Here is a 22,607-nt window from a genome sequence, read left to right on the forward strand (position 1 = left end):
GAATAGTTTGCAGCTTTAAACAAACTCTCAAAACAAACTAAAAACCTGTCCCACATAGGGACAGGTTTATTTGATATTATTTTCCGATGAATTGCTGCGTCCAGTAGTTGCCAGATTTCACATAACCAACACCGATATGTGTGTAGCTTTTGTTTAAAATGTTCGCTCTGTGGCCTTCACTGTTCATCCATGCTGTCACAACTTCTTGAGGAGATTTTTGACCTTGGGCAATGTTTTCACCTGCTGATTTGTAAGTGATACCGAATTGCTTCATTTGATCAAATGGAGATCCATAAGTTGGGCTTGTATGAGAGAAATAGTTTTTATCTTTCATATCTTGAGATTTTGCGCGAGCAGATTTACTTAATTTAGAATCAACAGAAAGGGCCTTTAAGCCTTGTTTTGCACGCTCTTTATTTGTCAGCTCAACCACTTCTTTTTCAAATGCATTTAAGCTGCTGTCTGCTTTTGATGCGGTTGTGTCTTTTTGGTCAGCTTTTGTGTTGCTGCTTGTGTTTTCTTTTGCTGGAGTGCTTGGTTTAGAAGCAGTTGGTTTTTTCACTGATTCTTGTTTTTGTTCTTGTTTTGCTTTGTTTACTTCTTTCACTACTTTTGTTCCTGTAACAGGTTGACCGCTTTTGATCAGTTTGTTTAATAGAGCTTCGATCTCTTTTTGATTCGACTTGCTTAGCTTGTTTACATCTGAAGAGATATGTAATTTTGCTGCTAGTGTATGAAGATCAATGGCTTGATGCTGTACATTTATTACTTGTTTCAGGTTAAGCTCCTTCGCATCAGCTGAATGTCCTCCAGTGAATGTGATGAGTGCAGCAGCTGTCAGCGCTGAAAAAAAGAATGATTTCTTCTTCATATTGTAACTCCTCCTAAAATCTTTGTTTTGTTTTCTCACAAAAAATCATAACATGGACTTTTTGTTATAAACGTACCAGCATCCTCCATTGACAATGCAAGTTTGTCATTTTTGTTAAAGTCATCGTAAGAGCCGCTTCATATCAAAGGATAGGGAATTCTTCCATTTAAAGAAAACGACATAAACATACCAATATTTTAAAGTGTTAGTATATTTTTTTGCAGATTAGGGATTGACAGCTTTTTTTCACTCGTTTCGCTGTAACAACTATTACAAAAGTGTTACAATAATGAGTGGTAATTGTAAAAGATTGAAAAGGATGAGAGGAGCTACATAAGTGGGAGAGAAACAGCATCAAGGTGCTGCCGAGCAAAAAAAAATCAAGCGCCGGAACGCCTGGAGAATTAATCTCTTTTTCTTCGCTGTATTTAGTTTATTTGCTGGACTTGTGATCAAGCTTGGTGTGCTGCAAATCGTCAATGGTGAAGATTATAAAAAGCAAGCCAACCGAACAGAGGTCAAAACAGCATCATACCCGTCTCCAAGAGGAAAAATGTATGACGCGAGAGGAAGAGTCGTCGTTGATAACGAAAGTGTACCTGCCATCGTTTATACATCAGAAAGCGGTGTGAAAGCGGAGGATAAGATTAAGGTAGCAAGAAAACTTGCGACTTATATAAAAATGGATACTGATTTTTTGAGAGAGCGTGACATTCGAGATTTTTGGCTGGCGAGCCATCCGAAAGAAGCGGATAAACTCATTTCAAAAGCGGAGAAAAAAGATATCGATGCAAAGGATGTCTATCCGCTTCAAGTAGAGCGTGTCCCAAAGAAAGAAGTCAAAGCGATCGAAAAGGATGCAGAGGAAAAAGCTGTTGCAGCGATCTACCGTAGATTTACAGGCGGATATGCCTTTGAGCCCCAAATCGTGAAGGCAATGAACCCAAACGAAGAGAAAAAAGGGGACGAAAAAGTGGCTTTACTCGATGAAACGAAAGAATCAAAACAAACTTCATCCGTAAGCCTGACATATGAAGAAATTTCACTTGTCTCAGAGCATCTTGATGAACTGCCTGGTGTGAACGTCATCAACGACTGGACAAGAAAATATCCGTATGAAAAGACCCTTTATAATGTACTTGGCGGTGTGACTACACCAGAGCAAGGAATCATTAAAGAGCGTGAAGATTACTATATGGCAAGAGGCTACTCGCGAAATGACCGGGTAGGGAAGAGCTATTTAGAATATCAATACGAGGATTTTCTAAACCCAGAGAAAGCGACCGTTCAATATACACAGGTTGGCGGGAAGCTGCTCGATGAAATCAAGCGGACAGAAGGACGAAGAGGACTTGATCTTGCGCTGACATTTGATATGGAGCTGCAAAAGGAAGTCGACAAAATCGTTGAATCAGAGCTTAGATCCGCCAGCGCGAGAAACTATATGATGGATCGTGCCTTTGTCGTCATGATGGACCCTCACACAGGGGATGTTCTCGCCATGTCAGGCAAGAAAATGGACGGCAGAGACGTCACAGATTATGCGATCGGAACATTTACGACCCAGTACGAAATGGGCTCTGTTGTCAAAGGAGCCACAGTACTTGGCGGTTATCAGGACGGGATGTCACACAACCAAGCCTATATGGATACACCGCTCTATTTTGCAGGGAGTAATGGAAAGCCGAAACAGTCTTACAAAGTTCTTGGATGGGTTAACGACATTCAAGCACTCCAAAAAAGTTCCAACGTCTACATGTTCCAAGTAGCGATGAGAATGGCGGGCATCACCTATCAAAAGGATGGTCCGTTACCTGCAAGGCCTGAGCACTTACAAAAAATGAGAAACTACTATGCGCAATTCGGTCTTGGCGTGAAAACGGGGATCGATCTGCCGCAGGAATCAAGCGGGATGCAGACGCATCCTAAGACGGTCGGCGGACTCTTGCTTGATGAAGCAATTGGTCAGTATGACACGTATACACCGCTTCAAGTGGCACAATACATGTCAACGATCGCCAATGGAGGCAGCCGTATTCAGCCAAGAGTAGTGAAAAGTGTTCATCTTCCAACGAAGAAGGATGAAGTAGGCCCAGTCGTAAAAAAATATGAGCCGAAAGTGCTGAATACGATTAACAACTCGAAAGCAGATATTGACCGCGTAAAAACGGGACTGAAAATGGTCACATCAACAGGCGGAACTGCCGCTGGCCGGTTTGGTCAGCATGATGTCGCAGGAAAAACAGGTACAGCGCAAACGTTCTACTATGGTGCCAACCGCAGCTGGTGGGGAAATTCAACGTACAACTTAACCTTTGGAGGATATTATCCTTCTTCTAATCCAAAGGTGGCGTTTAGTGTCGTGACACCTTATGTCTCAGATAAGGATCCTGTTATTAAAAACATCCCGAGTAAAATTGTGGATAAGTACGTTGAATTACAAAAGAAATATGAAAAACAATAAACCGCAGGGAGCACAGCAGCAGAAAGTGCTCCCTTTTTGCTGAAAATATGGACGTTTCCCTCGATGACAGAAGGAAAATACGGGTTTTCTAGCGAATCTTTTTTATACATCAATCTAAGGACAACCCTAAAAAATGAAAAGGAGGGTCGGACGACGATGGAACAACAAATGAAAGATTCGAATCAATTGTATTCGAACATCGATTTACATGCCGTTCTTTCTTCTAATGGCCGCTTTCTCTACATTTCTTCCAACTGTAAACAGCTTTTGCTCTATGAACAAAAGGATTTACTAGGGTGTTTTTTGAAAGACTTTGTTCATACCGAAGATCAATTTCTCGTCGAAAGTTATTTTTACAATCAGCACATGCTAGAGGTTTGCCACTTTAGACTGCTAAGAAGTGATCTGACAGCTGTATGGATCGAAGCAAGCATTGATTTTGTTGCTTGTGATGGGTTAGACAACGAAGTAAGTAGAGAAATGATCCTGAAAATGAGGGTGCTGGATACTGAGCCCCAAAAAGCAGCATTTCAAACAACATCAAAAGTAGCAGAACAGTCGTTAGGCAGTCTGCCGGCTTTCCAAAATGTCGGTGAAGCTGAACAATTGATTGCCATGCTGCCAAATCCGTTATGTATTACGACTTTAGGGAAAATTGTGTATGCGAATGATGCGATGCTGCAATTAATGGGGGTAAGTGCAAGAGATGACATGATCGGCAAGTCCGCGTTTGATTTTATTGCTGAAGAGTACCATGATATTGTCAGAAGCCGAATAACAAGGCTGCAGCAAGGCCTTCCAGTCGGAATGATTGAACAGATATGGAAGCGTCAAGATGGGAGCAGTATTCATATTGAGGTAAAGTCATCACCGACGATTTATCAAAATCAGCGGGCAGAGCTTTTACTGCTCGTGGACATCTCATCCCGTAAAAAATTTCAAACCGTTCTTCAAAAAAGCCGGGAGAGGTATCAGCTGCTCATTCAAAACTCCATTGATACGATTGCGGTCATCCATGATCACAAGTGGGTATTTATGAATGAATCAGGCATTAAATTATTTGAAGCCGAGCATTACGATAAATTAATAGGTAAGGATATCTTTCATCAAATCCATTCCTGTGATCAGCAGAAGGTCAAAAAGAGCTTATCACGTATTATTGAAAGAGCATCAGATTCTGAGATTGTCACAATGAGCTGTCATACGTTTAAACATAAGCTGATTTATACAGAAATGGTCTGTATCCCAACTACATTTTTTGGAGAAACAGCGGTTCAAATTATTTTAAGAGATATCTCCGAACGTAAGCAGACAGAAGAGCTCATGCTCCGCTCTGAAAAATTATCGATCGCAGGTCAATTGGCGGCTGGTATTGCACATGAAATCAGAAATCCATTGACCGCCATCAAAGGCTTTTTACAGCTCATTAAACCGAAAACAAAAGACCGCGATCAATACTTCGAGATTGTTTTCTCTGAGCTGAGCCGAATAGAAATTATCTTGAGTGAGCTGCTAATGCTGGCGAAACCGCAGCAAACGTCCTCAATGCAGACGCTTGATTTGAAAAAAATCATCAGCGAAGTCACAGCCTTGTTAGAAACACAAGCGAACTTAAATGGCATTTTAATGAACACAAGTGAGATAGAGGAGGGTCTCCTGATGAACGGGGATCAAAATCAGCTCAAGCAAGTGTTTATCAATTTAATCAAAAATGCCGTAGAATCCATGCCGGACGGAGGAAAGGTAGACATCACAGCCAAAGCAGAAGGTGATGGAATACTTGTCACCATTCGTGATGAAGGGGTTGGCATTCCTGAATCGGTGATGAAGCGGATTGGAGAGCCCTTTTTAACCACAAAGGAAAAAGGAACCGGACTTGGCCTCATGGTCACATTTAATATTTTAGAAAATCATAACGGGACGATCCGTGTGGATAGTCAGCCTGAAAAGGGCACCGTATTTCACATCATGTTTCCTGCAAAATAAAAACAACGGCAAGAGAGCCGTTGTTTCAATCTAGCGAATGAATGGAACGTTTTTCAAGTACAAATTGTTCTAGCCGGTCAAGTCCTTCTTTCAGCGTTTCAAGTGAATAAGCATAAGACAGGCGCACGTACCCTTCGCCGAGTGGAGAGAAGGCTGAGCCTGGTACGACCGCAAGTCTTGTACTTTCTAACAGCTCCATGCAAAAATCAAAGGAACTCATCCCAAACGATTCAATGGATGGAAAAATATAAAAAGCGCCAGAAGGTTTAATTACCGGAAGCCCCATAGAAATGAGCCGATCATATACATAATCGAGTCTTTTCTTATATTGCTCTCTCATGATCAGTGCATCATCCACACCATTTGTCACAGCTTCAAGTGCCGCCTTTTGTGAGACAGCTGAGGCACAAGACACGTTATATTGATGTACTTTTAATACATGTTTAGCAATTGGAGCTGAAGCAAATAAAAATCCAATTCTCCATCCAGTCATGCTATGAGATTTAGACAGTCCATTGATGACAATGGTCTGTTCTTTTAAGAAAGAGGCAATTGAATGATGCGGCCGGTCAAATGTCAGCTCGCTGTAGATTTCATCGGATAAAATAAAGATGTCTTTTCCTTCAAGGAGCTGGGCAATTTCTTTCAATTCTTCTTCTGAAAGCGTGACCCCAGTCGGGTTTGAAGGGTAAGGAAGAACCACACACTTTGTCTTTTCCGTTAACGCATCCTCAATCAGCTTGGCATTCAATTTAAAGCCGGCATTCGTTGTGTCAATATGTACGGGCATGGCACCGCACATTCGAATGATCGGTTCATATCCGGGGTATACAGGTCCAGGTAAAATGACCTCATCGCCTTCTGTTAAAATGGTTCGAAACGCAGCATCAATTGCTTGACTTGCACCTGTCGTCACAATGATTTCTGACTCTGCATCATAATCAAGATTCACTTTCTTCTTGATATAATGCTGGATCGCTTGTCTTAGCTCTAGGAAACCAGCATTGTGAGTGTATGAGGTGAAATTCTCGTCAATGGCTGCTTTGGCAGCTGTTTTGACATGATGCGGCGTATAAAAATCGGGCTGGCCTATCGTCAATGAAACGACATCCTCATATGACGATACGAGATTTGAAAATGTTCGAATGCCTGAAATTTCAATATCCTTTACTCTTGGATTCAGCAAATGCTCCATTTCTCATCACCTTAAAAATTTATGTTTTTATCCTATTTTACCATTCACTGCATAAATGTCACCTGCGAAAGGCACTGGATATCGTTATATGTAGTCTATTCTCCTATCCATCACCGCATGAGTGATATATTGAAGAAAGAGCAACATTTATTATAGCGTAACCTCAAGAGAAAATACAGGCTGTGATGAAGATGATTAGAAAACGGCAAAACTGCGTAAACTGAAAGAACATGAGAATCAGGGTCATGGGAATGGCTTTCATAGACATACGATCTCCTAAAGGAGGACGATAGATGGAACAATCAGCGAAGACATCGAAAATCGCGTTCCTATCCGTGCTGAGCAACACATTTGTGGTCATCTTAAAAATCATTGTGGGTCTTTTAACCGGATCTGTTGCTGTTTTATCAGAAGCCATTCATTCGTTTCTCGATTTAATGGCGTCGTTTATTGCATTTATTTCTGTTCGTATTTCAAGAAAGCCAGCAGATTCTAAACATCCTTATGGACATGGAAAAGTCGAAAATATTTCTGGAACGATTGAGACCCTGCTGATTTTCGTTGCTGGCATTTGGATTATATACGAATGTGTTCACAAATTAATGCATCCAGAGCCAGTCAAGCTGCCTGTGCTTGGTATTGTGGTCATGCTGCTAGGCGCGCTCATCAATTTTGTTGTATCGAGGGTTGTGAACAAAGAGGCTGAGCGAGTACATTCAGTTGCCATGAAATCAAATGCACTGCATCTTTTAACGGATGTGTTTACGTCATTAGGGGTGGCATTTAGTTTATTGCTTGTGGCATTAACCGACTGGTATTTCCTAGATCCGATCATTGGAATGGTTCTGGCCCTCTTTATTATGCGTGAAGCGTTTAAACTCATGAAGGAAGCCTTTCCGCCGCTTGTTGATGCTCGGTTAACACCAGAGGAAGAACAATCGATCGAAGCGATCATTCAAGGATTTAGTCAAGAATTTATTGAATATCATGACTTTCGAACAAGGCGGTCTGGTGCCGAGGAATATATTGATTTTCATTTGATTGTAGATGGAAAGACAACGATTGAAGATGTTCACCAATTATGTGATCGAATTGAAGAGAAGATTCAGCTGGAATTTCCGCATGCACAAATCTTTATTCATGTGGAACCTGAAAGTGAAAGAAGCGGACAAACGTAAAAAAGGCGATCAACCTATTCTCAGGTTGTATCGCCTTTTTTTACGCTTCATCTATGAAATGAAATCAATATCCATAAGCAGTATCGTAGTCTTCATACCAAGAGATATAAGCTGTGTCATCATTTGACAAACCATGCTTCATATCTAAAAAATCAGCCTCGCAAATATCTTCAATTACAGTCATTTCGTTGTTCTTTAATAATACGACAGTTCCCATCATGAACACCTTTCTTTAAAAAATCCTTGACTATTGTACCATTTGAAGAATCATTGTCAACAGAAGAATGGAAACAAGACAAAAATATCACAAAATGTTAAAAAATCAGGAGGTAAAAGAACTAGAAGTGCCATGTTTTTCACAAATTTTCAGTATTTATTCACATAAATCGCTTAGATCAAACTGATCTAAAATGTATGTAAAAGTGTAAAGCTCCATTGATCTTACTATATTCATAGGATATAATAACGAATGATTATAAGAAATTTATAGAAAACATACATAATAAAGGAGAAATAGGATGGAAACCAACATAACAGAACCACACATTCAAGAAAAGAAGCATCCTGAGCTAGCAGGTGTAGGCTATCGTTTTCTTGCACACCTTTTGGACGGTATCATTATCGGTGTACCAATTGCATTTATCATGTTTATTTTGGCGTCAGTCTTTTTTATCTCAAGCCCAGAGGCAGCAATGATGATGGATGACGACAGTTATTACTATTCTTCAACCGTCATAACGGATGAGGAATGGGAAGCTATTATGGGACTGATCTTTTTCTATATAGGGGCAATCCTGATGGGTACCGTGGTGACATGGCTTTATTACGCCATCATGGAATCATCAAAATTGCAAGGAACACTTGGAAAGATGGCTCTCGGCATCAAGGTAACAAAAGTCACAGGAGAAAAGGTCACATTCGGACGTGCAACTGGCCGCTTCTTTGCAAAAGGCTTTTTGTCTCCGATCTTATATATTGGCTATATCATTGCCTTTTTCACAGAGAAAAAACAAGCACTTCACGACTTGATTGCAAGTACCATTGTTGTGAAGAAATAATGAAAAAAGCACCTCTGCTATATGGTAAGAGGTGCTTTTTTTCATAGATCGCTTGTATGGATGAGGGAAACAGCACATAAAATAGAATGATAGTGAAAATGAGGCAGGGAAGGGAGACAATCGATTGAGAACAGGAAAAAAGACCGCAAAGAAAAAAGGGGCAGGCTTTGGGCTGTTTTTGACAGCACCTGTGCTGGCCTGGGCGTTGTATGATTTTGCAAATACGATCTTTTCATCAAATATGATCACCATTTTCTTCCCGTTTTACTTGCAGGAAACGATCGGGGACAGTGCGAGAATGGACCAGATCGCCAGCACCTTTATTTCTTATGCAAACGCACTAGCCAGCTTTTTTCTCGTCATTTTTACACCTTTATACGGAGTGCTGATTGATCGTACAGGGAAAAAGAAACGCTACATTACGGTGTTTACGTTCATATGTATTGCTTGTACGCTTTTGATGGGGATTTTTGCTGGGATTGATTTCTCAAGTGAATGGTTTGGGCTGCCTGTTTCTTTATTGGTCGTGGTCACCTTGTTTGTGATCGCAAAGTTTTTTTATCATTCTAGTCTTGTTTTCTATGACACCATTTTGCCCGATCTTGGGACAAAGGAAGAAATCCCGCTTATTTCAGGATTTGGTATCGCTGTTGGCTATTTAGGAACACTTGTCGGCCTCTCTGTTTATTTACTTGTCGGCAATGACCAGTTTCATGAAGCATTTATTCCGACAGCTCTTTTATTCCTTCTCTTTTTTCTACCCTTTCTCTTTTTTGTAAAAGATCCTCATCCGCTGCCTCAGCAAGAGAAAAAGGCGTCTTTTTTCAGCGGGTACAAAGAGATTGTTCACACGTTTAAAGAGATGAAAAAGTACAAGCCAGCTTTTATCTTTATGATTGCTTTCTTTTTTATGAATGATGCTTTACAAACAGCGATTGCGATGATGGCTGTTTATGCCAAAATCATCATTGGCTTTACCGCTGGGCAATTTATTTTGCTCTATCTTGTGTCGACCATTTCAAGTATCATTGGCTCCTTTCTGTTTGGATATATCACAAAAGCGATAGGGGCAAAGCGATCGATTACAGTTGTGTATGTCATTTTGATTGTGGCGCTCATTCTGGCTGTGACAGCGGCAACCGAATGGGTCTTCTGGATAGCGGGCAGTTTATTCGGGATCTCACTTGGCGCAAGCTGGGGGGCATCACGAATCTTGATTATTGAACTGACACCGAAGGAAAAAAGGGGACAGTTTTTTGGCCTCTTTGCATTCTCAGGGAAGGTATCTTCCATTATCGGGCCGATCATTTATGGCTCAGTTACCCTGCTGTTTGCAGAGCACGGAAATCTCGCAAGCCGCCTTGCACTAGGGTCTTTGCTCATCCTTGCAGCGATAGGACTTGTGATTCATCAATTCGTTCGAGAGAAAGCGTAAAGAAACGTCAACTTTTTACCTATGCTGCCGATATAAAAAGTACAATCTTATATTGAAGAATAGAGGGATTTCCGTGGCTTTAAACAAACAAGAAATTTTACTTGACTCTGGTACCAATGAATTGGAAATTGTGAAGTTTGAAATTGGTGCAAATCAATTCGGCATTAACGTCATGAAAGTAAGAGAAATCATTCAGCCGGTTGAGGTGACGGTTGTACCGCACTCTCACCAAGATGTAGAAGGGATGATTAGTTTACGAGGCGAGATTTTACCAGTCATCAATCTATTTTCCTTTTTTAATGTCGAGTCAGATCAGTCAGAACAAGAGAAATATATTGTGACTGAATTCAACCAACGGAAATTTGTGTTCCATACAGGAACGGTATCACAAATTCACCGCGTCAGCTGGGAAGAGATTGAGAAGCCGACTGCACTCAATCAAGGGATGGACCGTCATTTAACGGGCATCATTAAGCTTGATGAAAAAATGATTTTCCTTCCAGATTACGAAAAAATCATTTATGATATTGAATCCGCTTCTGGTGTTGATACGTATCATATGTTTGACGGTGAGAAAGACGAGAGAAGAACAGGGAAGAAGCTGTATGTCGTTGAAGATTCTCCGCTTCTCATGCGTTTATTAACAAATGAATTAACCGAAGCAGGCTATAAAAACATTGTGACCTTTGAAGATGGCAAACAGGCATATGATCATGTCATGGATCTTGTCAGCAAAGGAATCAGTGTCACAGAAGAAATTGATATGATTATTACGGATATTGAAATGCCTAAAATGGATGGCCACCGGCTAACAAAACTGCTCAAGGACAATCCTTTAACAAATTCCATTCCGATTCTTATTTTCTCTTCGTTAATCACTGAAGATTTGCGTCATAAAGGGGAAACGATCGGGGCAGATGATCAAATCAGTAAACCAGAAATTCATCAGCTGATTGAAAAAGTCGATCATTTTATTATCTAAACAAAAAAACCACTCGGTATGAGTGGTTTTTTTGTTTAAAAATAACTTTCCCCGAGTCGTTTGAAGACGGGCTTTGTGTAATGTGATTTTTGTTTTGTGGCGGCAGGTTTTTCTTTTAAACCGACATACGTTTGAAGTATTTGCTTTGCTCGGTTTAATGACATATTCGCTTTCGGATTGCGATATGATTGATTTAAATTTCCTAAGTGTGGCAAAAATTCGAAGTCTTCTTTCGTTGGTGGCAGGTGAAAATAATAATCTCCAATTTCAATCAGCACGTCGGACTGTTGTTGACTATACTTGGGATTGTTAGAGAAATGTAGGCCCACTTTTCTTCCTTTACCTTCTTGCAATAGTTTTTGCAGCGCGCGTTTTTTCAAAAGATAAAGAAACTTGGGGTTTGGTGCGGTTTTAGCATGGCGGTTAACAGTATAAATGGCTTTTGCGATGTTTTCTGCTGTAGGTTCTATGTCTTTAGTATGAGCATAATCGTCCATTTTTTCTCTCCTTTGTCTTTCGTCTTCCTGTGCTTAGTATAAATTATACGTTTTTATTAGTAAATTGCAAATAGAGTTATTGTAAAAAGAAAACCTTTGGTATAAAGGGATTAGGGAGGATTAAAAATTTTTGTGTGTTTGAATCCTTCTCAACTTCCCCAAAATTTATAAATTCATCGCCTCTTCAAAAAATTCAACTGATTCTATTTCTGTTGATTATATAGTAAGTATATAAGTTATGAATCATTTGAGGGTTATTTTTTAGAAGGTCTGCACTATTCTTTTGCTTATCAGTATAGTCGCATGAGTATGTCGTAAACTGTGAACGGTAAATTTTTAGATTAGATTGACAGCATAAAGGAGATGTCAGAGGAACAGTCTCGAAAAGCGTTAAAACAAGTAAAGCTTTTGTCCATAAATGGATAGGGGCTTTAACTGGATAAAATTGGTTATTCGGTTAGTTAAAACGTGATATGATTGTAAAAAGGAGGTAATATCATGACATTCAAAAAAGCGTTCAATATAGGTTATTTTGTTTTGCTTTTATCTTTTATTGTCGTATATTTCTTGCTTCCAGTCGATCAATTATTTACAGCAATTATGATCCTAACCGTATTATTTGGAGTATATCAATTTGTGTTTTTCAAGAAACTAAAAGAACAAAAACAGCAATAAAAAATGCCCTAGTCTGCATTCGTCGAGGGCATTGAAATTTAAACCATTCTCATTGCTTGTATTTTCAATAGTTATTTATGATGGGTTTAAACACCTTCTTCATTTTAGCAAACACACTATCTGTCATCAGTTTTCTTCTACCCGTTTAATCTGAAGAGAATCAGTCTGTTTTAATTTTCTATATGCTAAAGGTGTCGTATTTTTTATTCTTTTAAACAAATTGATAAAATAGCTTGTGCTGTTGAAACCTACTTGGTAGGCGATTTCTGTGATAGTGAGATCCGTTTCTTGGAGCAGGATGAGGCTTTGCTGAATTCTATATTCATTTACATAATGCATAGGTGATTTCTTTAAAATGTCTTTGAAGGATCTGCAGCATTCTGAGCGGCTAAGCTGTCCTGCACGAGCGATATCTTGGAGAAGGATCTTTTCATGATAATGCTGATGAATCCAATTCAGCATGTGTTTCATCCGTTCATTTTTATCGTGTTTACGCGCATCATGTTTCATTTGGAAGCCATTTTGTAATAAGCTTTTCCAAATGGTGATGAGCTGAATATTGAGTTCAAGTTCATAATAGACTGGAGTTTCATCAATTAATTGTTGAATGGTTTGAATACATTGATAAATCTGCTTTGGCCAGTGATCTTTTCGGTTGAGTAAAATATAAGGTGTCTGGCTCGCATGCATATAAGGATGGACAAAAGTGGTGAATAATTCATTCGCTGTGATGAAAGAGGGAGAGACATTTAAACAAACATAAGTACATGCCGTCCCATTCGCATCTTTTACCATGTGCAGGCAGCCACTATTGATGAAAATGCCATCTCCTTTCTTTACATATAATGTCACTTCATTAATATGAAATTCAGCCTCACCCTCTAAAATAAAGACAAATTGAAACTCGTCATGCCAGTGAAGAGGAATATAGCCGCTTCTATGATGACGAATTTTCGTATGATAAAGAGCAATAGGCCATGCTGTCGTGGAATGCTCCGTTAATTCTTTCAGGTTGTAGTCAATCAGAAAATGATGGTTGTGCATGATTCTCCTCAATATTCTTTTATTTTTATGTTCAATTCATATATCAATATGTAACAAATTGAACTACTATCAACTATATTATCATGATTTGTTGAGAATTGAGGAGAATGAAAATGAATAGGAGAAAGGGCATTTTACTTGTACTCATAGGCGCCATCTGCTGGGGGGTAGGAGGAACGATTTCACAAAAATTGTTTCAGCAATATGGGATTGATGTCAATTGGCTTGTGACGGTCCGGCTGCTCATCTCAGGGGGATTGCTTTTATTTGTTCATGTGATGACAAAAGAAAAAACACATCTGATGGGTGTGTGGCAAAAGAAGAGGACAGCGATGCAAATCCTTCTATTTGGGCTAATGGGGATGCTGTCTGTTCAATATACGTATATGGCATCCATTCAACATGGAAATGCTGCTGTGGCAACGCTGCTGCAGTATACTGCCCCTGTTATGATTATCGCGTATTTGGTCATTCGCAGGCAATCAACCTTCACTAGAAGAGATCTGGTCACAGTGGTATTGGCTTTAGCGGGTATGTTTTTCTTATTGACGAATGGTTCTATTTCAACATTAACCGTTCCATTTGCGGCAGTGATTTGGGGAATATTATCGGCTGTGGCGCTCTCGTTTTATACGTTATATCCAATCAGCCTGTTAAAACAATTCGACTCTCTAGTGATTGTCGGCTGGGCAATGCTGATAGGAGGAGGCGCCCTTAGCTTGATCCATCCCCCATGGAAGGTTAATCTCACTCATTTACCTTTTGAAGCGTATGTCTATTTATTATTTGTGGTCATATTTGGAACGATGATCGCTTTTTGGTTTTACATAGAAAGTTTGCAATACTTATCACCAAAAGAGTCGAGCTTAATTGGAAGTGTTGAGCCCCTTGCAGCAGTCGTTACGACTGTTTTCTGGTTAAAAGAGCCATTCGGACTTTTCCAATGGATAGGGACAGCTTGTATTGTCTATATGATTTTATTCTTGGCATTGTATCAGCCGAAAAATGAGGGGGAGGGGTGTTGAACAATAGAAGGAATGATAAGAAGAATTGACTGAATGAAATATAAATAAAGTGAACTATTAGTTCATGATAACTACCTATTTATTAAAATGGGTAGTTTCTCAAATGATATTTTTTTATATGATGTAAGCAGATGAATTATTTTGTATGAATAGAATAAGCGCAATAAAAACAACCATTAAAGTCAGTTTCATTCGTCATTTGTTTGGCTTCACCCATGGCGCTCTCCCCATTCATATGCATGCCAATCAATGTACGGCTTGCAGCATCACCTAAAAATGCACAATCTTCTGTATGTACAACAAACTGTCCCTGTTCATTCTTTGTATGAATAAAATAGTAACTTTTTAGCATTTCCTTCACCTCCAACCTGACTATCCTACTATAAAACGTTTAATGATGTAAAGGAATTTTATTGTGAAAAACAAGAAAAAATGGATCAACAAAACAAAACGAGAGGTGCTAAATGGATGGAGGGGTTAGTAAAGCGAGGTATATGTGATTTATTTATGCATGCTTCAAACAGATTCTATGGGCAGAGGAAATGACATGAAGGACGTTTCAGCCATGCAAAAAGGACTTTCCTGAAAAGAAAGTCCTTTTTGCTATTTACTTATTGAACTCCCTGACCCTTTAGTTCACGCTGCACGTCTAAGTCGGCAGCTTCTCTGCTGAACTTTGGCAGTGTAATGAAGTAAAAAAGGAAGACGAGTAAAATAATAAAGCCCATTCCGTAATAAATATAAGAAACATTTGTAATGAGTTTTGGAAATAATACAGCAATCAGACCTAATGTCATCGATTGAGCAAACATAGTGAGCGGATCAACCCATCCTGACACACGGCCCATCAGGCGAGGGTGGACGATTCTAGGCAGCCAGCCGCCAATGACAATGTTGACTGGGCCAATGCATGTACCAATGACAAATGATGTGACATAAAACAACCATAATGTATGGGTAGAGCCAAGGACAAAAATCAAAATACCTGCGACCAGAATTGGAATCGACATGAGATATTGCATCTTTACCTTTTTAGCGAGGACAGAGCCCATTAAGCTTCCAACGAGCAGTCCTGCACCGATCGCAATGGTAAAGAAGGATGTATGCAGTTCAAAATGGTCCGGTGAAAGTCCATATTTCATTGTAAACATCGGAAGAACGGCAAATGCGCCATTGACAAGACCGAAAACAAAAAAGCCAAAAATTAAAGAAGCCAATAATTTGTTTTTTAAAATATACAGAATGCCTTCTTTAAAATCTTTCAGAGACGTTTTGATGGTCATGCCTCTCCAGCCAGCTTGTCCATTTGGCTGGCGCGCTTCAATTGGAATGTTACATGAACGAATCAGGATGCCTGAAATAATAAAGCTGACTAAATCAATTGTAATGGCACCGTGAAGTCCAATCGTTTTATACATAATGGCACCAATACCAACGCCAAATACCATAAATAAACTAAACAGCATTTGATTTAAGCCAGCGGCTTTTGCATATTGATCTTTATTTAAAATGGCCTGAACGAGAGAAGCTTCAGCTGGATAGAAGAATTTCGTAATGGCACTTCGAATAAACAAGATCAAGAAAATAAGTGGCAGTGAATTAAAATAAATAACGATGAATAATACAATCGTCAGCCCAGCTCGTATCCAATCACAATTCTCTGCGACTTTTTTACGATCAAAACGGTCTGCGACTACACCGACCATAAAAAAGACAAAGACGGTAGGAAGAGAATACATGAGCTCAGCCAATGTGGCGTATGCGGGCTGATGACTAAAATGGTCGAGCAAATAAAAGGCAAACGCCATATTGCCTACTGTTGTCCCCATTTGCGAAGCTAGTGCTGCAAAAAAGAGACGAACAAAATTTCTGTTTTTAAAAATATCCATAAATACGCTCCTTAACCTGAAGATCCCACTTTATATCATATAAAATTTTAACCATTCGTACAATTGATTTCATCTACTGGCTAATGGTCACAGGTGTTCCGTTTGGAACGAGTGAAGCAAGCTCGATGACATTCTGATTATACATGCGGATGCATCCTCTAGAAACAGCTTTACCAATTGAAGACGGGTTATTCGTACCGTGAATGCCGTAATGAATTTTTGAGAGGCTCAGCCAATAAGCGCCAAAGGGCCCTCCTGGGTTTGGCTGTCTGTTGACAATATAATAAGAACCTGTCGGTGTCATATTTAAAATTTTCCCTGTTGCAATCGGATACGAACGAATAAGCTGTGATCCAGAAAACAAAACGAGACGTTTCGTTGAAATCGAAACAAAAATGCGGTAAGGGATCGTATTAGGATCCGGCAAACCAGGAATGATAATGACCTCATTTTGTTCGGGCTCGCGAGCTTGAAATGATGGATTTGCAGCCTTTAAGGCATTTGTTGTAGTTCGAAAATCAAGTGCTATAGAAGCAAGGGTTTCTCCACTTTTCACCGTGTATCGAAGCACCAAAGCACACTCCTTTTACTCAAATAAAAGAAGCCATGATGCCGTCACTTGACATACTATATGGACGGAATCAGGCCCAGTAAGGTTTCTCCTAACATTTGTCATGAAAAAGAACTTTGATTATACATATGCAGGAGAGGGCGGTTTGGCTTCTATTTATACGCGAGATGTCAAGGTAAAAAAGGTTAACTCGGGTTTGGCTAAAAACCGAAGCGGCAGCCGCGTTGTTCCAAGTCCACGGTTGACATAGATGCGGTGCTGATCGATGCCGTATAAACCTTCTACATATGTACGGCCGTAAGGTGCTGTGAGAACCGGTCCATAGAAAGGCAGCTGCACTTGACCGCCATGCGTATGCCCGGAAAGCTGCAAGTTAATAGGTGTTGTTTTCAGCTCTAAAGCGGCATCAGGCTCATGGACGAGCAGTAACGTAAATAAATCAGATGATACTTCCCGTTTGATCAAATCGTAATCAGGCACGCTCATCATGAGATCATCCAGTGAAGCAATCTGAATATGCGCATGATCTTTTTCTAATAGAAACACATCATTTTTGCATAAAGTAAATCCACAAGCCTCCATTGTTTTCTCATAGAGCTCCACGCCAAATGGTCCGTAGTCATGATTTCCGTAGATGGCAAGCTTACCGAACGGAGCATGAAGCTTATTCAAATAAAGCTTCGCTTTTTCATGCTCTTCAGAGGATGCTTGAAAATCAACGAGATCACCTGTGAACACAATGAGATTTGGAGATGCAGCATTGATTTTCTGGACGATGGCTTCTAGATTCTTCGCAGGGAATGTATCACTCAAATGAACGTCACTAAATTGGGCTATTTTAAACTGGTCAAATGAAGCTGGAAGCTGAGCATCTTGAATGGTCAGTGACACGGTATCGATCATGCGCGGCTCAATGTACCTGGCATATCCATATCCACAACTTGCAGCCAAAAAACCGAGAATACTCGCACCAGCTGCTCCTTTTAAAAATTGTCTGCGGGAAAGCTGCTTCATATAAGACTCCTTTATAAATAAAATTAAGTATAGCATCATATTTGGAAAATCTCCCATATGGTGCACCGAGGGTCAATCATGATATGATAGACAATAATGAATGAATAGTCATTCAAATGACACAGAGGGGGAGAACAAATGACGAAACAAACAGTGATTGTCACAGGGGGATCAAGCGGTATGGGGAAGGCGATGGCTGCTCATTTGGCAGCTGAAGGCTGGAATGTCGTGATTACTGGTAGAACGGAAGAGACGCTGGAAAAGACGGCAAAAGAAATGAAGCAGAAGGGCGGATCGGTCGCTTATTTCCAAATGGATGTACGAAACCCGGAGGATGCTGACCATATGGTCAAGTTTGCAGTGGATACATTTGGTGATGTCGATGCCCTCATTAACAACGCAGCAGGAAATTTTTTAGTGCCAGCAGAAAAACTGTCTCCTAACGGCTGGAAGGCTGTCATTGATATTGTGTTAAATGGTACATTTTTTTGCAGCCATGCAGTGGGGAATTACTGGATTCGTCAAAAGAAAAGGGGGAGTATGATTAACATGGTGGCCACCTATGCATGGGGTGCTGGTGTAGGCGTGGCGCATTCGGCGGCAGCAAAGGCCGGTGTGTTGTCTCTCACTCGAACGCTTGCTGTGGAATGGGGGAAGCAATATCGCATTCGCGTCAATGCGATCGCACCAGGTCCAATTGAGAGAACAGGCGGTGCAGATAAACTATGGGAATCTGAAGAGGCAGCGCAAAGAACAATAGATAGTGTTCCTCTTGGCAGACTGGGCACACCTGAGGAAATTGCAGCGCTTGCGAGCTTTTTATTGTCTGAGCATGCGTCTTATATAAATGGAGATTGTATCACGATGGATGGGGGACAATGGCTCAACCAATCACCATTTTGATTGACGATGTAAGACCTGCTTTTGATGTGGTATAATCACACAAAGAGAGAAGCAGGTGATGAAAATGGTCGATCCATTGGATATTTTAACGAATATTGAAGATGTTTTCCCGCACTATCAAGCAATATTCAGTGCGGAAGAGCAAAAAGTGATAGGCTATGAGATTCTAGGAAGAATGAAGCTTGAGTCAGAAACGGTCAGCCTAGGCTCCTTCTTTACGGATTCATCTATTCCTGACGAATATAAATTGGAAGTAGATCACAAAGTATTGACTCAAGCACTTGATCTCTTCACAACTGCAGATGACGATTTGCTCATTTTTATTAATCATGATGCCAATATCCTCATGCTGGATCATGGTGAAAGTTTTTTAGAACTTTTAAAGGAATATGAAGCAAGGGGCATTCAGCTTAACCGGTTTGTTATTGAGTTTGCAGAGCATACGTTTAGCGGCGACATTGAACAGCTATACCATACGTTAACGTATTATCGTACATATGGGATTAAGATCGCCGTCTCAAATATAGGAAAAGAAAGCAGTAATCTGGACCGGATTGCCTTGCTTTCACCTGATTTATTAAAAATAGATTTACAGGCATTAAAGGCATCGGCTCCATCTCCTTCCTATGAATATGTCTTGTACAGCATTTCATTGCTTGCAAGAAAAATAGGAGCTGCCTTAATTTATGAGGATATTGAAGCAAATTTCCAGCTGCAGTATGCTTGGAGAAATGGCGGGAGATATTTTCAAGGGTTCTATCTTCATGAGCCTGCAGGAGAATTAATCGACCGAAGCCACCGAAAAGATCAGCTTAGAGAAGAATTCCAGCAATTTATTGCCCATGAGAAAAAGAAGCTGCAAGCTGTCTACGAACATTCTGAAACATTTTATAAACGAATTCATCAAGCTGTTACGACTTTAAAGAAATCGTGCAGCACAAATGATGAGCTCATTCAAAAGCTGGCACTTGAACTAACAGATTGCAGCTTTCGGATTTATATGTGTAATGAAGAAGGTTTTCAAATCACTGGAAATGTGTTTAAAAAAGAAGAAGAATGGCTGTTTCAGCCGGAGTATATAGAAAAAAACTGGAGCTGGCGTCCTTATTTCCTAGCAAATATTCTTCAAATGAGAATTAGCGGAAAAGGATTTTTCAGCGATATTTACAGTGATTTAGAAACCGGTGAGAGGATACGTACGTTTTCTTATCCTTTAGAGGGTGATATGTATTTGTTTATAGACCTTCCGTATGCTTATTTATATGAGCAAGATGGATTAATTTGAAGACGCGGCGTGAAGACAAACCCTCGCATTCGTTGTTGTCACTCCAGCGTGCCAGTGCTCACGAATGTACAATCGTTCCGCTCTGGTACTCGTCCTTCCTAGACTTCAAAGGTTTTCTATCACGCTGAAATATAAACAAAAGGCATTTTAGCCTTTTGTCTCAATCTGAGCAGCCTCGCAGGCTGCTTTTTTTGATAGAAAAAAGAAATAAAAAATGGTTGACAATGAAACTGATAATCATTATCATTTAGTTATAGAGAGAAGCTACTCTCTGTTCCCCAACCCCTCTATCAGATCAAGATCCAAAAAACTTGGCGCTACCCCCGCCAAGTTTTTTTTGTGCTTCAATCTTTCCCTTCATGCATAGGACAGCCCAAACTCTCCATACATCTTAAGTGATGATAGTTAGACGGTAGGAGGGAAACATCATGATCAAACGTGACATGCGGCTGCTCATTGATTTGCCAAGACCAGATCACCCAGATGCAAATGGTGCCGCTGCTGTGCAAGAATTACTCGGCGGGAAATTCGGTGAAATGTCCACATTAAATAATTACATGTTTCAATCCTTTAACTTTAGAGGAAAACGAAAACTCAAACCGTTTTATGACCTCGTATCCAGTATTACGGCTGAAGAATTCGGTCATGTCGAGCTCGTAACCACAGCCATCAATCTCATGATTACAGGAACCACCCATGGCGGGGATCCAGATACGACGCCGATGAAGGCAGCTGTCGATAAACGAAATACACAGCATTTTATTCAAACAGCCCAAACAGGCTATCCGTTTGATTCAATGGCAAAACCTTGGACCGGAGAGAATGTGTTCTCAAGTGGCAACCTCATTCTTGATCTCCTCCATAATTTCTTTCTTGAATGCGGAGCTCGTACGCACAAAATGCGTGTATATGAAATGACGGACCATCCTACAGCAAGAGAGATGATCGGTTATTTACTTGTCAGGGGCGGCGTGCATATTGTGGCATATGCAAAGGCACTTGAAGTCGCTACAGGAGTAGATTTAGGGAAAATGCTGCCAATCCCAAATCTCGACAACAAATACTTTGATTCAGCGAGGAAATTTGAAGACCAGAATGTTCATACAAAGCTGTACACATTTAGTGATACGGATTACAAGGATATCAATAAAATTTGGAAAGGCAGCCACCCGATTGATGGAAAGCCGCTGACAGTCATTGAGGGCACCCCGCAAGGAGCACCTGTGCCAGATTATAGAGAATTGCCAGAAGAGTTTGCTCCGGGGATTTCTAAAGAAGATTTTGATGAAATTGCGAAACGGCTGATGAGATCTGCCGGTTTATAAAAATCATGGTGCATGAGATGAGAAAAAAGACTCAAACTAAAAAAACAGATTCTTTTTCTTTTTTTGAATTCAAGAGGAAAAATATCATCTGAGAACACTTTATGGTATGATGCTTTGTAGGACTTGTGTATAATCAATACGGGTTCATCTTGAGTTGTTTTTTTGAAAGGAGTCTTTTTTTAGAATGTCACAATTAATGGGTATCATTACAAGGCTGCAAAGTCTTCAAGAGACAGCAGAAGCTGCAAACGAGCCGGCACAGCGTTATTTCGAAGTGAACGGTGAGAAAATCTGTAGTGTTAAGTATTTCGAAAAGAATCAAACGTTTGAATTGACTGTTTTTCAACAAGGGGATAAGCCAAATACTTTCCCATTTGACAACATTGATATGATTTCGATTGAGATTTTTGAGCTTCTACAATCCTAAGCTGAATCGTATGAAATGTTTTTTCTGAGGATTCCTTCGTTTATTGCGGCAGCATACATGGATCATCATAGATGAGATGTACAAATGGAAGATGATCAATCAGCGCATTTTTCGGATAAGAGACCATTAAAAAGGAGTTCCTTTCTGTGAGTGATTCTTTTTTCTACAATCTTTCTGAAGATCATTTAGCGTTTTCTGATGTCGTCATGAGAATGAAAGACTTTATTCGAAAAGACCCTAGATCCGCCTATGTGTTATCAATTGGTACGGACTCTCAGGTCAATCAAAATGTCACAACATTTATGACTGCAATTCATCTCCACCGGATTGGCAAAGGAGCTTGGGGTTGTCTCACACAACAAGTGATCGAGAGAGCCGTGCAAAGTCTTAGAGAAAAAATTTCATTAGAGACAGCGTTTAGCCAAAAGGTATGTGCAGACATCCTTGAGGGGCCTTTAACAGAACTGATGGATTTGCTTCTTCCGTTTGCTGAGGAAGGGGCAGACCTTCGTTTTGAAGCCCATCTGGATATTGGCAAAAAAGGAAGTACGAAAGAGCTGATTCAGGAAATGACCGGAATGATCACAGCTATGGGAATTGAAGCAAAAATAAAACCCGACTCATATGCAGCATTTTGCTATGCCAATCGATACACAAAATAAATTCCGTCATTTTTCTCCAAACCTTGTCGAAACGTGCGGTTGACGATTCGATTCTAGTTCCTTATTCTAGCTGTATAGAGAGGAAGCAGACATTCAAAAGCCTGCTAATCAATATAAAAGC

22 protein-coding genes are annotated in these 22,607 nt (G+C 40.1%); 13 read left to right on the top strand and 9 right to left on the bottom strand.

Going from position 1 to position 22,607, the window contains the following annotated elements; genetic code table 11:
- Nucleotides 1-76: 76 nt before the first annotated feature.
- A complete protein-coding gene (locus NSS65_RS07020) occupies nucleotides 77-871 on the bottom strand; it encodes a CAP domain-containing protein (RefSeq protein ID WP_041116470.1) in 795 nt (264 codons plus the stop codon).
- A 337-nt stretch (nucleotides 872-1,208) separates the two neighbouring features.
- Between NSS65_RS07020 and NSS65_RS07025 the strand changes: the two genes are divergently transcribed.
- Nucleotides 1,209-3,335, top strand: coding sequence for a penicillin-binding protein 2 (locus tag NSS65_RS07025; RefSeq protein WP_041116472.1), 2,127 nt, complete (start codon nucleotides 1,209-1,211; stop codon nucleotides 3,333-3,335).
- 156 nt (nucleotides 3,336-3,491) lie between these two features.
- Nucleotides 3,492-5,321 (top strand): PAS domain-containing protein, encoded by a 1,830-nt coding sequence (locus NSS65_RS07030; protein ID WP_326135084.1) that lies wholly within the window; start codon nucleotides 3,492-3,494, stop codon nucleotides 5,319-5,321.
- A 25-nt stretch (nucleotides 5,322-5,346) separates the two neighbouring features.
- Here the strand turns inward: NSS65_RS07030 and NSS65_RS07035 are convergent, their stop codons facing one another.
- Entirely contained in the window at nucleotides 5,347-6,516 is a 1,170-nt protein-coding gene (locus NSS65_RS07035; protein ID WP_024426854.1) for an aminotransferase A, read from the bottom strand.
- A gap of 293 nt (nucleotides 6,517-6,809) precedes the next feature.
- Between NSS65_RS07035 and NSS65_RS07040 the strand changes: the two genes are divergently transcribed.
- Entirely contained in the window at nucleotides 6,810-7,694 is an 885-nt protein-coding gene (locus NSS65_RS07040; RefSeq protein WP_144496613.1) for a cation diffusion facilitator family transporter, read from the top strand.
- Between the two features lie 64 nt (nucleotides 7,695-7,758).
- On the opposite strand, the gene NSS65_RS07045 is transcribed toward NSS65_RS07040, so the two are convergent.
- Nucleotides 7,759-7,911, bottom strand: a complete 153-nt coding sequence (locus NSS65_RS07045) for a hypothetical protein (RefSeq protein WP_162842519.1) — start codon at nucleotides 7,909-7,911, stop codon at nucleotides 7,759-7,761.
- Nucleotides 7,912-8,212: 301 nt separating this feature from the next.
- Between NSS65_RS07045 and NSS65_RS07050 the strand changes: the two genes are divergently transcribed.
- From NSS65_RS07050 to NSS65_RS07060, 3 genes are all read left to right on the top strand, one after another.
- Complete coding sequence (locus tag NSS65_RS07050) at nucleotides 8,213-8,752, top strand: RDD family protein (protein WP_024424707.1); 540 nt, start codon at nucleotides 8,213-8,215, stop codon at nucleotides 8,750-8,752.
- Between the two features lie 124 nt (nucleotides 8,753-8,876).
- The gene (locus NSS65_RS07055; RefSeq protein ID WP_326135085.1) at nucleotides 8,877-10,187 is read left to right on the top strand and encodes an MFS transporter; all 1,311 of its coding nucleotides are present in this window, start codon (nucleotides 8,877-8,879) and stop codon (nucleotides 10,185-10,187) included.
- Nucleotides 10,188-10,260: 73 nt separating this feature from the next.
- Entirely contained in the window at nucleotides 10,261-11,169 is a 909-nt protein-coding gene (locus NSS65_RS07060) for a chemotaxis protein (protein WP_024424709.1), read from the top strand.
- A gap of 35 nt (nucleotides 11,170-11,204) precedes the next feature.
- Here the strand turns inward: NSS65_RS07060 and NSS65_RS07065 are convergent, their stop codons facing one another.
- Nucleotides 11,205-11,666, bottom strand: coding sequence for a YkyB family protein (locus tag NSS65_RS07065; RefSeq protein ID WP_008356877.1), 462 nt, complete (start codon nucleotides 11,664-11,666; stop codon nucleotides 11,205-11,207).
- 498 nt (nucleotides 11,667-12,164) lie between these two features.
- Here NSS65_RS07065 and NSS65_RS07070 point away from each other — a divergent pair, with 498 nt between their 5' ends.
- Nucleotides 12,165-12,341: a hypothetical protein gene (locus tag NSS65_RS07070; protein ID WP_186365583.1), complete on the top strand. Its 177-nt coding sequence runs from the start codon at nucleotides 12,165-12,167 to the stop codon at nucleotides 12,339-12,341.
- Nucleotides 12,342-12,467: 126 nt separating this feature from the next.
- Here the strand turns inward: NSS65_RS07070 and NSS65_RS07075 are convergent, their stop codons facing one another.
- Nucleotides 12,468-13,385 carry an AraC family transcriptional regulator gene (locus tag NSS65_RS07075; protein WP_111927305.1) on the bottom strand — a complete coding sequence of 306 codons (918 nt, stop codon included), beginning with the start codon at nucleotides 13,383-13,385 and terminating at the stop codon, nucleotides 12,468-12,470.
- A gap of 113 nt (nucleotides 13,386-13,498) precedes the next feature.
- Here NSS65_RS07075 and NSS65_RS07080 point away from each other — a divergent pair, with 113 nt between their 5' ends.
- Nucleotides 13,499-14,410, top strand: a complete 912-nt coding sequence (locus NSS65_RS07080) for an EamA family transporter (RefSeq protein ID WP_144496615.1) — start codon at nucleotides 13,499-13,501, stop codon at nucleotides 14,408-14,410.
- Nucleotides 14,411-14,546: 136 nt separating this feature from the next.
- On the opposite strand, the gene NSS65_RS07085 is transcribed toward NSS65_RS07080, so the two are convergent.
- The 4 genes from NSS65_RS07085 to NSS65_RS07100 form a co-directional block, all read right to left on the bottom strand.
- Nucleotides 14,547-14,762, bottom strand: a complete 216-nt coding sequence (locus tag NSS65_RS07085; protein ID WP_024424712.1) for a hypothetical protein — start codon at nucleotides 14,760-14,762, stop codon at nucleotides 14,547-14,549.
- Between the two features lie 259 nt (nucleotides 14,763-15,021).
- The gene (locus NSS65_RS07090; RefSeq protein WP_034281582.1) at nucleotides 15,022-16,299 is read right to left on the bottom strand and encodes an MFS transporter; all 1,278 of its coding nucleotides are present in this window, start codon (nucleotides 16,297-16,299) and stop codon (nucleotides 15,022-15,024) included.
- A 73-nt stretch (nucleotides 16,300-16,372) separates the two neighbouring features.
- Nucleotides 16,373-16,870, bottom strand: coding sequence for a L,D-transpeptidase family protein (locus tag NSS65_RS07095; RefSeq protein WP_034281584.1), 498 nt, complete (start codon nucleotides 16,868-16,870; stop codon nucleotides 16,373-16,375).
- Nucleotides 16,871-17,026: 156 nt separating this feature from the next.
- Nucleotides 17,027-17,884, bottom strand: coding sequence for a metallophosphoesterase (locus tag NSS65_RS07100; protein WP_111927309.1), 858 nt, complete (start codon nucleotides 17,882-17,884; stop codon nucleotides 17,027-17,029).
- Between the two features lie 138 nt (nucleotides 17,885-18,022).
- Here NSS65_RS07100 and fadH point away from each other — a divergent pair, with 138 nt between their 5' ends.
- From fadH to NSS65_RS07125, 5 genes are all read left to right on the top strand, one after another.
- Nucleotides 18,023-18,787, top strand: coding sequence for a 2,4-dienoyl-CoA reductase (gene fadH / locus NSS65_RS07105; RefSeq protein WP_081124330.1), 765 nt, complete (start codon nucleotides 18,023-18,025; stop codon nucleotides 18,785-18,787).
- A gap of 64 nt (nucleotides 18,788-18,851) precedes the next feature.
- Complete coding sequence (locus tag NSS65_RS07110; protein ID WP_024426863.1) at nucleotides 18,852-20,072, top strand: EAL-associated domain-containing protein; 1,221 nt, start codon at nucleotides 18,852-18,854, stop codon at nucleotides 20,070-20,072.
- Nucleotides 20,073-20,500: 428 nt separating this feature from the next.
- Nucleotides 20,501-21,397: a manganese catalase family protein gene (locus tag NSS65_RS07115; protein WP_034281589.1), complete on the top strand. Its 897-nt coding sequence runs from the start codon at nucleotides 20,501-20,503 to the stop codon at nucleotides 21,395-21,397.
- Between the two features lie 184 nt (nucleotides 21,398-21,581).
- Nucleotides 21,582-21,824 (top strand): DUF1797 family protein, encoded by a 243-nt coding sequence (locus NSS65_RS07120; RefSeq protein WP_003212254.1) that lies wholly within the window; start codon nucleotides 21,582-21,584, stop codon nucleotides 21,822-21,824.
- Nucleotides 21,825-21,970: 146 nt separating this feature from the next.
- Nucleotides 21,971-22,486, top strand: a complete 516-nt coding sequence (locus NSS65_RS07125) for a ribonuclease H-like YkuK family protein (RefSeq protein WP_034281591.1) — start codon at nucleotides 21,971-21,973, stop codon at nucleotides 22,484-22,486.
- The last annotated feature ends 121 nt before the right edge of the window (nucleotides 22,487-22,607 follow it).

It is taken from the genome of Bacillus sp. FSL K6-1006 (assembly GCF_038593175.1).
In the GTDB taxonomy this organism is placed as follows: domain Bacteria; phylum Bacillota; class Bacilli; order Bacillales; family Bacillaceae; genus Bacillus; species Bacillus safensis.